The 12,107-nt window shown below is 65.0% G+C and carries 10 protein-coding genes; 7 read left to right on the forward strand and 3 right to left on the reverse strand.

From position 1 onward, the window contains the following. Positions 1-116: 116 nt before the first annotated feature. From ptsP to C8K18_RS05330, 4 genes are all read left to right on the forward strand, one after another. Complete coding sequence (ptsP, locus tag C8K18_RS05315) at positions 117-2,624, forward strand: phosphoenolpyruvate--protein phosphotransferase (RefSeq protein ID WP_107706871.1); 2,508 nt, start codon at positions 117-119, stop codon at positions 2,622-2,624. Next, positions 2,621-3,676, forward strand: a complete 1,056-nt coding sequence (locus C8K18_RS05320; protein ID WP_107706872.1) for a 1-phosphofructokinase family hexose kinase — start codon at positions 2,621-2,623, stop codon at positions 3,674-3,676. The genes ptsP and C8K18_RS05320 overlap by 4 nt, the downstream gene beginning before the upstream one ends. 13 nt (positions 3,677-3,689) lie before the next feature. Continuing rightward, on the forward strand, positions 3,690-5,507 hold the full coding sequence (locus C8K18_RS05325) for a PTS fructose-like transporter subunit IIB (RefSeq protein ID WP_107706873.1): 1,818 nt from the start codon (positions 3,690-3,692) through the stop codon (positions 5,505-5,507). Positions 5,508-5,584: 77 nt separating this feature from the next. Continuing rightward, the gene (locus C8K18_RS05330; RefSeq protein ID WP_107706874.1) at positions 5,585-5,875 is read left to right on the forward strand and encodes a DNA-binding protein; all 291 of its coding nucleotides are present in this window, start codon (positions 5,585-5,587) and stop codon (positions 5,873-5,875) included. Between the two features lie 36 nt (positions 5,876-5,911). Here C8K18_RS05330 and C8K18_RS05335 read toward each other — a convergent pair whose 3' ends face one another. Then, positions 5,912-7,813 carry a cytochrome c biogenesis protein DipZ gene (locus C8K18_RS05335; RefSeq protein ID WP_107706875.1) on the reverse strand — a complete coding sequence of 634 codons (1,902 nt, stop codon included), beginning with the start codon at positions 7,811-7,813 and terminating at the stop codon, positions 5,912-5,914. Between the two features lie 359 nt (positions 7,814-8,172). On the opposite strand from C8K18_RS05335, the gene C8K18_RS05340 reads away from it, so the two are divergent. Both C8K18_RS05340 and C8K18_RS05345 read left to right on the forward strand, forming a co-directional pair. After that, positions 8,173-8,724, forward strand: a complete 552-nt coding sequence (locus C8K18_RS05340) for a thioredoxin family protein (protein WP_029966735.1) — start codon at positions 8,173-8,175, stop codon at positions 8,722-8,724. 85 nt (positions 8,725-8,809) lie between these two features. Continuing rightward, on the forward strand, positions 8,810-9,724 hold the full coding sequence (locus C8K18_RS05345; protein ID WP_029966736.1) for a LysR substrate-binding domain-containing protein: 915 nt from the start codon (positions 8,810-8,812) through the stop codon (positions 9,722-9,724). A 22-nt stretch (positions 9,725-9,746) separates the two neighbouring features. On the opposite strand, the gene C8K18_RS05350 is transcribed toward C8K18_RS05345, so the two are convergent. Next, positions 9,747-10,001, reverse strand: coding sequence for a 4-oxalocrotonate tautomerase family protein (locus C8K18_RS05350; protein WP_107706876.1), 255 nt, complete (start codon positions 9,999-10,001; stop codon positions 9,747-9,749). Positions 10,002-10,071: 70 nt separating this feature from the next. Continuing rightward, positions 10,072-10,782, reverse strand: a complete 711-nt coding sequence (locus C8K18_RS05355; RefSeq protein WP_006049545.1) for an SDR family NAD(P)-dependent oxidoreductase — start codon at positions 10,780-10,782, stop codon at positions 10,072-10,074. Between the two features lie 345 nt (positions 10,783-11,127). On the opposite strand from C8K18_RS05355, the gene C8K18_RS05360 reads away from it, so the two are divergent. Further along, the gene (locus tag C8K18_RS05360) at positions 11,128-12,066 is read left to right on the forward strand and encodes a YihY/virulence factor BrkB family protein (protein ID WP_053860810.1); all 939 of its coding nucleotides are present in this window, start codon (positions 11,128-11,130) and stop codon (positions 12,064-12,066) included. Positions 12,067-12,107 lie beyond the last annotated feature (41 nt).

Consider the following 12,107-nt stretch of genomic DNA (forward strand, 5'->3'; position numbering starts at 1 on the left):
CTACCTGCGTTCATGCCATTTCAAGTGAACTATGCCGCTTGCGGGCAACGCTTGACGGACAAAGTGGTATCGATTCCAATAACACCCACTTCAACGATTCGATTTCAGGAGACGCGATGCCGTCGCTGCTTACCGCGGAGCTGGTTCGATTGAACGCACGGGCCAGTTCGAAACACGACGCGATCGTACAGGCGGGCGAACTGCTGGCCGCGGCCGGCTATATCGAGCCCGGCTACGTCGACAGTCTTCACGCTCGCGAAACAGTCTCGAATACGTATCTGGGCAGCGGCGTCGCCATTCCGCACGGCATGCAGGAAGACCGCCATCTGATCCGGCGCACCGGCGTCGCGGTGCTGCAATTGCCCGAGGGCGTCGAGTGGCACGACGGCGAGCGCGCCAACCTGGTCGTCGCGATTGCCGCTCAGTCGGACGAACACATCGCGCTGCTGCAACGCCTCACGCGTCTGATCGGCGACGCGGACAAGCTGCGCGCGCTCATCGACGCACGCGATCCGGGTCTGATCGTCGATGCGCTCAACGGCGCCTCAGTCGATCCGGTGACGAGCGTCGTCGACAGTACGCCCGCCGATTTCGCGCAGCGCGTGGAACTGGTGCTCGACTATCCGCACGGGCTGCACGCGCGGCCGGCAAGCGCATGGGTGGCCACGGCGAAGCGCTATCAGGCCGCCTTGCGCGTGCGCAACGGCAAGCTCGCCGCCGATCCGAAAAATCTCGTCAGCCTGTTGCAGCTCGGCGCGACCGCGAACGCGCAACTGGTGCTGTCGGCGCAAGGCGTGGACGCCGCCGACGCGCTCACGGCCCTCAAGCGCACCATCGAGGCGCTGTCCGCCGAAGAGCACGAGCGCGCCGCCGCGGCGCGCGCACGTCGGCAGAAAGCGCAGCCGGTGTCGTGGGAACCGGCCGATCCGGCGACGGTGTTCGAAGGCGTCAGCGCCGGGCCCGGCTTTTCCATCGGTCCGATCCGCGTGATGCGCACCGCGCAGCTCGACATTCAGGACCAACCGCAAGAAACCGTCGAAGCGACGCATCGGCTCGACACAGCATTGCGCCATACCGCCGGCGAACTCGACGCGCTCACACGCGACACGACCGCACGCCTCGGCGCGGAAGAAGGCGCGATCTTCGCGGCGCACCGCGAACTGCTCAACGACACCGACTTGCTCGCCGAAGCCGCACGCCTGCTGCTCGACGGACACGGCGTTGCGTGGTCGTGGCATCAGGCCGCCGAACGTCAGGCCGCGCGCCTCGCCGCATTGCCCGATCCGCTGCTTGCGTCGCGCGCGACCGATCTGCGCGACGTCGCGCGGCGCGTGCTCAAGCACCTCGGCGAAAACGTCGCGGCAGACACGCGCTTCGACACGCCCGCCATCCTGATCGCCGAAGATCTCACGCCATCGGACACGGCGATGCTCGACCCCGCCGTCACGCTCGGCTTCTGCACGGTGTCGGGCGGCCCGACCTCGCACACCGCGATCCTCGCGCGTACGCTCGGCGTGCCGGCGGCGGTCGCGTGCGGCGTCGCATTGATGAATATCGACGACGGCAGCGCCGCCGTGCTCGACGGCACGAGCGGCCGTCTGTATGCCGGCGTGTCGGCGCGCGACCTCGAGCGAGCGCGTCAAACGCAAGCCGAACTCGCGGAGCAGGCTCGACGCGCCGCGGCAAATCGCGCGCTGCCCGCCGCGACGCTCGACGGCCACGTGCTCGAAATCGGCGCGAACATCACGCGTCCGGATCAGGTGCGCGACGCGATTGCGAACGGCGCGGACGGCGTCGGCCTGATGCGCACGGAGTTCCTGTTTCTCGAACGTCACGATGCGCCGAGCGAGGACGAACAGTACGACTGCTATCGGCGCATGGTCGAAGCGAGCGGCGGACGTCATCTGATCATTCGCACGCTCGACATCGGCGGCGACAAGCAGGTGCCGTATCTGAATCTGCCGCACGAATCGAATCCGTTTCTCGGCGTGCGCGGACTGCGTCTGTGCCTGCGCCGCCCCGACCTGTTCGTGCCGCAGTTGCGCGCGCTCTATCGCGCGGCCAAAACAGGTCCGCTGTGGATCATGTTCCCGATGGTCTCCACGCTGGACGAAGCGCGCCAGGCGCTCGCGCTCGCGGAAACCGTGCGCGCCGAACTCGACGCGCCGAAGGTGCCGCTCGGCATCATGGTCGAGACGCCGTCGGCGGCCGCGTTTGCCGATCACTTCGCCGCGCTCGTCGACTTCTTTTCGATCGGCACGAACGACCTGACGCAATACGTACTCGCCGTCGACCGCGAACATCCCGAACTCGCGCGCATGGCCGAAAGCCTGCATCCCGCCGTGCTGCGCATGATCAAACAGACCGTCGACGGCGCGCGGCGTCATCGCAAGTGGGTCGGTGTATGCGGCGGCCTCGCGGGCGATCCGCTCGGCGCGTCGATTCTTGCGGGCCTCGGCGTCGATGAACTGTCGATGAGCTCGCGCGACATTCCCGCCGTGAAGTCGCGGCTGCGCGCATCGCGCCTCGACGCATTGCAGGCGCTCGCGCGCCGCGCGCTGGATTGCGAGGACGTCGACGCGGTTCGCGCGCTCGAAGCCACCGAGATCAAGGCGGCCGCATGAACACGGTCGTCACCGTCACGCCGAACCCGGCGCTCGATCAGACCGTGCGCGTCGCGAATCTCGCGCTCGGCGAGGTCAATCTCGCGGCATCGCTCGAATTCAACGCGGGCGGCAAGGGCGTGAATGTCGCGGGCTGTCTCGCCGACTACGGCATTGCGACGATCGTCACGGGCCTGCTCGGTCGCGACGACGCAACCGCGTTCGACGCGATGTTCGCCGACAAGCAGATCGTCGACCGCTTCGTGCGAATCGCGGGGCGTCCGCGCATCAACGTGAAGCTGGTCGATACCGCGCGCGATCAAACCACTGACATCAATCTCGCGACCTCGCTGCCGAACGCGGCCGACGTCGACGCACTGGAACGGCGCGTGATCGAACTCGCCGCGCCGGGCCGCTGGTTCGTGCTGGCGGGCAGCTTGCCGCCGGGCGTGGACGTGTCGTTCTATCGGCGGCTCACGCGCGCATTGCATGCGGCGGGCGCGCAGGTCGCGCTCGACACGAGCGGCGCGCCGCTCGCCGACGCGCTCGCGGCGAACGAGCCCGGCGCGCTGCCGGATCTCGTCAAGCCGAATCGCGCGGAACTGGAAGCCGCGCTCGACCGTTCGCTCGCCGACGACGACGCGTTGATCGAGGCCGCTTGCGAGCTGGCCGAACGCGGCGTCAAGTACGTGGTCGTTTCGCTCGGCGAGCGTGGTGCGCTCGGCGTGACGCGCTTGCATTCCGAAGCGCATTCTTCGCAAGCGCACTCCCAAGCAGCGGCAAGTGCCGGAGCCTATGAAGGCTGGCGCGCGGCGCCGTTGCGCGTGCCGGTGGCAAGCACCGTCGGTGCCGGAGACGCGCTCGTCGCGGGGCTCGTCGCAAGTCTCGCGGAAAAGCGTCCGTGGCAGGAGGTCGGCCGGCGCGCCACCGCCTTCGCCGCGGGCAAGCTCGCGCGCGTCGGTCCGCATCTGCCGGATCGCGCGACGCTCGACGCGCTCGCCGCGCAAGTCGAATTGCGCACCTTCAGCGTCGCCGCGAACCCGCTGCGCGTGACCCAACATCAAGCCGTGTAAGCCAGGAAGAGCAATGGACAAGCTGATTGGACTGGTATCGTCCCCGCAACAAAGCGCGTCGCCGATGGTCGCGGCGCAGGCCTTGAACCGCGCGGCGCAAAAACGCGGCGCTTCGCTCGCCGTCGAAACGCGCAGCGCGCTCGGCGTCCAGCATCCGTTGAATGCGGCGCAGATCGACGCGGCGCACGCGGTGCTGATCGCAGCGGACGCCGATGAGCGCATCGACGAAACGCCGTTTGCGGGCAAGACGATTCACCGCGTGTCGCTCGACGACGCGATCCGCGAAGCCGATGCGGTGCTCGCACGCGTCGCCGCGAATGTGGCTTCGAATACGGCGCAAGGCGGAGGCAATGCACACGCCGCGCAAGGCCCGCAAGCCTCGCCACGCGCGCTGAAAATCGTTGCGATCACATCGTGCCCGACCGGCATCGCGCACACCTTCATGGCCGCCGAAGGATTGGCGCAAGGCGCGAAGTCGCTCGGTCACGCGATTCACGTCGAAACGCAGGGCTCGGTCGGCGCGCAAAACACGCTGAGCGACGAACAGATCGCCGCAGCCGACCTCGTCGTGATCGCCGCCGATACGCAAGTCGACAAAAGCCGCTTTCGCGGCAAGCCCATCTACGAAACCGGCACGAAGGGCGCGATCGGCAAAGGCGCGGCGTTGATCGAACGTGCGATTGCCGAAGCGTCCGTCGACGGCAACGCGCCCGCTTCGCAAGCAAACGCAAGCGCAAACGGTCAATCGGCGGCGGGCGGCGCGCTCGCCGATCAGGTCGCCGCAGCGAAGAAGCAGCGCTCGGCGAAAGCGTCGGGACCGTACCGGCATCTGATGACCGGCGTGTCGTTCATGTTGCCGTTCGTGGTGGCGGGCGGCCTGCTGATCGCGATTTCGTTCGCGCTCGGCGGCATCTACGCATTCGACGACGCGCACAAAGGCACGCTGGCGTGGGCGCTGTTCCAGATCGGCGCAAAGTCCGCGTTTGCGCTGATGGTGCCGGTGCTGTCGGGCTACATCGCGTATTCGATTGCGGACCGTCCGGGCATCACGCCCGGCATGGTCGGCGGCATGCTCGCCGCGAGCCTCGGCGCGGGTTTTCTCGGCGGCATTATTTCGGGCTTTCTCGCGGGCTACACGGCTTTGCTGATCAGCCGCAAGCTCAAGCTGCATCGCAACCTGGAGGGTCTCAAGCCGGTGCTCATCATCCCGCTAGTCTCGACGCTCGTCGTCGGTCTGCTGATGATCTACGTGGTCGGCACGCCCGTCGCGACCGCGCTGCACGGCCTCGAAAACTGGCTTCGCTCGATGCAAACCGGCAGCGCCGTCACGCTCGGCCTGCTGCTCGGCGCGATGATGGCCTTCGACATGGGCGGCCCGGTCAACAAGGCCGCGTATGCGTTCAGCACCGGTTTGATCGCAAGCCAGGTCTACACGCCGATGGCGGCGGCGATGGCCGCGGGCATGACGCCGCCGCTCGGCATCGCGCTCGCGACGTGGATTTTCCGAAACCGTTTCGTCGCCGACGAGCGGGAAGCGGGCAACGCGGCCGCGGTGCTCGGCATCGCGTTCATCACCGAAGGCGCAATTCCGTTCGCCGCGCGCGATCCGATGCGGATCATTCCGGCATGCGTGATCGGCTCGGCGATCACGGGCGCGATTTCGATGGCGTCAGCGGTCGATCTGAAAGTGCCGCACGGCGGCATCTTCGTGCTGCCGATTCCGAATGCGGTCACGCATCTCGGCATGTATGTGCTGGCGATCGCGGTGGGCACCGTCGTCACGGCGCTCGCGGTCGGTGTGCTTAAGCGGCCGGTTCAGGTGGCGGCGTGAGCGGCGCGAGCGCCGTGAACGTCGCGAGGGTCCATTCGCCTCGACGGCAAAGCGTGCGTGACACGGGACGGCACGACATGACGCAACGCCTCAGCGAAACTTATCGCGGCTTCGACCTGCTGATCGAAGCCCTTCCCGCCGACGACATGCAACGCATTCGCGTACAACGCACGATTACGCGAAAGCTCGGCGAGCGCATGCTTACCGTCGATACGCGTTGCGACACGACTGCGTATTCGACTGACACCTCGCATGAATTGCTGACCAACGCCCTGCGCGATGCGCGCGAAGCGGTCGACCGTCTGCTCGGCGGCTGGCATCCGGCCTATGCGCACGCGCACTCCCTGCATAAGCCGTCGGCGCATTAGCCCGTATGCGAGTAGCGCACGGCTCGTCGCGTTTGGCTAACCAAACGTGAACGCATACGCGCTCGCGCCGGCATCCAGAAACTCGATTTCAAACGTTCGATCCTGAACCGCGCCGCTTTGGCGCACGAGCTGGTAAAGCCGCTCTTTATCGACGACGCCCACGCCGTTTGCATCCGTGTCGGCGCCGTGCGAAGCGCCCGGCGGCTTGCCGTCGAGCGTCACTCTGAAACGCACCGGCTTGCCGTCCGTCATCGGCCCCAGCACGAGATGCAGATCGCGCGCGTGAAAGCGATAGGCGATCTTCGCGCCGCTCGCGCCGGATTGCGCGCGCTCGCCGGCAACGTTCCATTCGCCGTCGAGACTCCAGCTTCCTGTACGCAGCCGCGCGGGACTGCTGTACGCGCGGAGCATGTCGGGCGCCAATGTTTCCGGCGACGCAAAACCTTCTGCCTGGCGATAACCGACGTACGTCTCGCCCGAGCGCAAATCCTGCGGATCGGCGGCGGCCTCGATGCCCGACGCTTTCGCGGCGCCAGCGGATGCGGGCAGTTTCGAATGCCCGGCGTCCGCGAGCAATTGACGGATGACTGCTTCCGACTCGTCGTATCCGCCTTCGCCAAAATGGTGATAGCGAATCTCGCCGCGCGCATCGACGATATAAAAGGCCGGCCAATACTGATTGTCGAATGCCTGCCACACAGCGAGGTTGTTATCGATGGCAATTGGATAGTCGATATGCAGATCGGCCGCCGCGCGCTTCACATTGGCGATGTTGTGCTCGAACGCGAACTCGGGCGCGTGCACGCCGATCACGACGAGCCCCTGATCGCGATACCTGTTCGACCACGCCTTCAGATACGGCAGAGTGCGCAGACAGTTGATGCACGAGTACGTCCAGAAATTGACGATCACCACTTTGCCGCGCAGATCGCTGGTTTTCAGCGGCGGCGAATTGAGCCAGTCGACGGCGCCGGACAGCGACGGCATCGCGCCTTCGGCCGGTAACGAAAGTTTTGCGGCTGCGGGCGTCGGGTTTGTCGCGGCCGCGGGTTCTGCGGTCATGCTCACTTTCAGAAGCGCGCCAGCGTTTGGCTGCTCTGCATTCATGGCTTGCGAATCCGCGGCCTGTGAATCAGCAGCCTGTGAATCGCCGGCCGTTGAATCGACCTGCTGCGCATTCGCCTTCTCCGCTTGAACGTTCCGCGAACCAGCACGCGGCGACCAGCGCTGCACCAGTTTCTCTTCGATACCGGTCGTATTCAGCGACGGCAACAGCGCCAGCACGCGCGTATCGAAGCCGAGTGCAATGGCCGCAGCGGACAGCACCACGGCCGCGCCGAGCACCTGACGCACGCGCTCGCTCACCGCATACGAGCGCCTGAGCGACGCGACGACCCGTCCGCCGATTGCGAGCACGATCGCAAGCGATGCCGCCGCGCCCGCTGCGAACGCGAGCAACGGCAACACGCCCGCGCCGCCTGGCCGATGCAGGATCACGCCCGTCATCACAAGACCGAGGATCGGTCCCGCGCACGGCGCCCACAGCAAGCCGGTCGCAACGCCGAGTACCACCGACGACATCACGCGAGGCTCGCCGCCGTCGCGGCGCACCGCGCCATCCAGACGATTGCCGAGGTTCACGAGCGGATGCGTGAGCCGCTCTGCCATCGACGGAAACAGCAGCGACGCGCCGAACACGGCGAAGAACGCGAGCGCGATCCAGCGGCCGTATTCGTTGACGTGCGCGACCCACGCGCCGCCGGCCACCGCGAGGCTCGCGACGGCGGCGAATGTCAGCGCCATGCCGGCGAGAAGCGGCACGCCGTGACGCACGAACGACTGATCGACGCGCGCGAACACGAGCGGCACGACCGGAAGAATGCACGGACTCAGGATGGTAAGCATGCCGCCGGCGAAGGCGAGAAGTATGAGCAGCATAACGGTGTCCTTTTTGTTCAATGAGCGTGTTACGGCATTCATGCATTGAACTACCGGGACGTATCGCGCTTGTGTCGGCGAACGCGGCGTTGTGCAAGCTCGTGTATCGGCCTGCTGCGTAGATACAGTGCGATACAAAACGCGTCCGACGAGGCATGTGAGCGGCACACACACGCACGCGCGCACGGGTTTGTATCCCAACGTATCGCACAGCGGCGCGGACACAGAACGTTGCACAGGCAGCCCGAAAACGACACACACCAGATACGTCCACGGCGTCCAATGACTATCCAAAGACATCGCGCTTGCCGATCAACCCTCGCGCGCACCGCGCCTCTCATGCAAAGGACGATTCCATCATGCACGCCCGACTCAAAACCCTCGCCACTATCGGCTCCTTCATCGCGCTCGCGTTGCTCGCCAGCCTGCTTGCGACGCGCGGCAGCGCGCTCACTGCCGCCGAACGGAATACGCCGGTTGCGCCGCAAATAACCGGCATCGACACATGGATCAACGGCTCGCCGCTGACGCTTTCGCAACTGCGCGGCAAGGTCGTGCTGGTCGATTTCTGGACCTACTCGTGCATCAACTGCGTGAACACGCTGCCGTATGTGAAGAACTGGTACAAGCAGTACGGCAATCAGGGCCTGCAAGTGATCGGCGTGCATACGCCGGAGTACCCGTTCGAACGCGATGCCGGGCATGTGCGCGCTGCCGTGAAGAAGTTCGATATTCAGTATCCGGTCGCGCTCGACAATCAGTACGCGACCTGGAACGCGTTCAATAACCAGTACTGGCCCGCGGTGTATCTGTTCGACAAGACAGGACATGTCGTGTATAGCCACTTCGGCGAGGGCGACTATGCGCAGACCGAAGCGAAGATTCGCGAGCTGTTAGCGCAACCGGGCTGACGCGGTGCCGCATTGAAGTGTTGACGCCGCCATGCCCGCCTGCGAGCATGCGGCAATCGAAATCAATCAGCCTGTCGAGCGGCCCATGCGAGCACCCAATCATCTCAATGCACTGCGTGCTTTCGAGGCCGTCGGCCGGCATCTGAGTTATGTCGCCGCTGCGGAAGAACTGCATGTGACGCCCGCGGCAATCGGCCAGATGATTCGCGGACTCGAGGAGACGCTGGAAATCGAGCTGTTTCATCGCTCAACGTCGGGTGCGTCGCGCCTCGTGCTCACCGACGCGGCGCGCGCCGCCATGCCGGAATTGCAGGGCGGCTTTGAACTGCTCGCGCAGGCGGTCGAAAGGCTGAAGGCCAGCAAGGCGCGCATAACGGTCACCGTGACAGTGCCGCCAGCGCTTGCCGACAAGTGGTTTTTGCATCGCGTGGAGCGGTTTCAGCGCAAGTATCCGCGCTACGATTTGCGCATCGACCTGTCGCTGAAACTCGTCGACTTTGTCGCGGATAGAGTGGACGCCGGCATCCGCTACGGCACCGGTCAGTGGCCGGATCTCGCCGCGACCTTCCTGATGCGCGACGAGTTCTTCCCTGTGTGCAGCCCCGCGCTGCTCGAAGGCGAGCATCCGCTCAGAACACCGGCGGATCTCAACTACCATCCGTTGATTCACGACATATCGATGCGCGCGGCGCCCACGTTTCCCACCTGGCGATCATGGGTGCAAAAGACGGGCAACGCAGGGCGTGTCGATTGCGATCGCGGTCTGCAGATCAACGACTCCGCCGCCGCGATTCATACGGCTATCTCGGGCAACGGCGTCGCGCTCGGCAGAACGTGCCTCGTCGAGCGCGACATCGCAGAAGGCCGGCTGGTGCGGCCGTTCCCCGACGCGCAGACGTGCGAGCTCGCCTATTACGTGGTGCATAGAAAGGACAACGGCAACGAGCCGGCTGTGGTCGCGTTCAAGGAGTGGCTGCTTGCCGAGGCGAACGCGCGATAGCCGCGCGCCGCGTTAGTACTCTCTAATCTGTCTTCGCGCCGCCCGACGCCTTCAGCGCCAGTTGCTTGCGGTATTGCTCCACAGGCAAGCCGCCCCAGCCCCAGTTATTCATATCGACTTCTTCGATCACGACGAACGTCGCTTCAAGCGGCTTGTTCAGGACATCGAGCAGTACATGGCTGACACCGCTGATCAAGCGCGCTTTTTCTTCCGCCGTGACGGCAGTTGCGCCAGGCTTCGTTCCCTCGCGCGTGACCTGAATCGTGACGATAGGCATGTCGTTCTCCGTGGCAAAGGCGGGCGCCGCGAATCGGCGCCCGTTGTTCCGCTGTTGTTAAAAGCCGCGCTTAGTGGCCGGCGCTCTGGCCGCCGTCGACGTGCAGGATCTCGCCCGTCACGAACGGCGCCGAATCCAGGTACAGCACCGCTTGCACGATGTCGTCCATTTCGCCCATATGACCCATCGGATGCAATGCGCCGAGCCCCGCATGCGTTTCCGGCGCGTGCATCGGCGATTTGATGATGCCAGGCGAGACCGCGTTCGCGCGAATCCCGGCTTTAGCGTACTCGATCGCGATGGACTTCGTCGCCGCATTCAACCCGCCCTTGGTCAACGACGCGAGCACCGAAGGCACGCCGCTAATCGCATGATCGGTGAGACTCGTCGTGATGGTGACGATGTGGCCGCTTTCGTGCTTTTCCATCTCGGCAATCGCGAGCTGCGTGATATTGAAGAAGCCATCGAGGTTGACGCCCTTCACCAATGCGTAGTCTTCAGACGTATAGCTCGTGAACGGCTTGGCGACAAACACGCCCGCGTTGTTGACGAGCGTATCGACGCGCCCGAAACGCGTCACCGCCTCTGCAATCACGCGGCGTGCGGTGGCGGGATCGGCGATGTCGCCCGCCACCGTCGCGATGTTCGGATCGTCGAACGGTGTAATGCCGCGAGCCGTCGCAACCACGCGATAGCCGCGCTGACGAAACGCCTTCACCAGTTCCGCGCCGATGCCTTGCGATGCGCCAGTAACGATCGCCACTTTTTCCGACGTATTCATGTTGTGCTCCAGAGTTGTTGTCATGCAATTCAGAAATGAGAGCGGTTGCCTGGCCGGCTGCCGCTGTGTGCCGCGAGTCTTGCAGTGCGCCCTCGGTGACTGAACTATCGGCTTTGCGCAGGCATTAAACAAACGAGAAGATTTGCGTCGGCGGGAAAGAAAAACTACGGCGGTTCTGGATGCCGATGGCTAAACGGTCGTGCCGAACGCACCGGCCACCGTGACACGCCCGCCTGGCGGGCACGCGACATGCGGCGTGCAATCCAGCGCTGCGGCTTCGGCGGCCCGGTTATCGGCTACTCGAATGGAATGCGGCGCGCAATCACGCTCAATGGCGAGGCGTTTATGAACAAGGTCTCTTCACCCGCTGCGGCGCCGAAAAAGCACGGAAAGCTACGCGGCGCTTTCACCACCGTGGTCAACGCAGGCAAGCGCTTCATGTCGGACCGCTGCCCGATGATGGCCGCGAGCGTCGGCTTTTACTCGGCGTTCTCGCTTGCGCCGACGCTACTGATGGTGCTCGCGGTCGCCGGCTGGTTCTTCGGCGAGGACGCCGCGCGCGGACGTCTGTTCGAGCAGGTGCGCGGCATTATGGGCAAGGACGCCGCGGAAGCGATGCAGACCATCGTCGAACACGCGCATCGCGCGAGCGGCAGCGGCATTGCCGCCGTGGTGTCGGTCGTGTTGTTGATCATCGGTGCGTCGGCGACTTTTACTTCGCTGAACACCGCGCTCGACGTGGTGCTCGAGGCGGAGAAAAACGTCAAAAGCAAGGGCAGCATTACGTGGCTCGTGCGCACGCGGCTGGTGTCGGTCGGCATGGTGCTCGGCCTCGGCTTCTTGCTCGTGGTGTCGCTCGTGCTAGACACGGCGATCACGTTCGCCGGACACGCGATATTCGGCGATTCGCCGTTGGTCGTCGTCACCGCGATCGTGCAAACGGTACTCGGCCTGATCGTGCTGGGCGCCGCGTTCACCGCCCTGCTTCGGTGGATGTCAGACGCGCCGGTGAGTCTCGCGCATGCGGCGGTCGGCGGGATGACGGCGGCGATACTGTTTTCGGTCGGACGGCATCTGTTCGGGCTTTATCTCACGCATGCGGGCACCGCGAGTTCTTTCGGTGCCGCAGGCTCGCTCGCCGTGCTGATGATGTGGCTGTATTTTTCGGCGGCGGTGTTTCTGTTCGGCGCGGAGACGACAGCCGAACTTGCGGGACGCAATGAAGTAAAAGACGAGGAGAAAGACCGGCCATTGTCCGTAGGCGCGGCGCGCTCGCGCGGTTAAAACGCGCATTGCAAATGAAAAAAGCGGCCTCGCGGCCGCTT

This window comes from Paraburkholderia sp. GV068 (assembly GCF_003058125.1).
In the GTDB taxonomy this organism is placed as follows: Bacteria; Pseudomonadota; Gammaproteobacteria; order Burkholderiales; family Burkholderiaceae; genus Paraburkholderia; species Paraburkholderia graminis.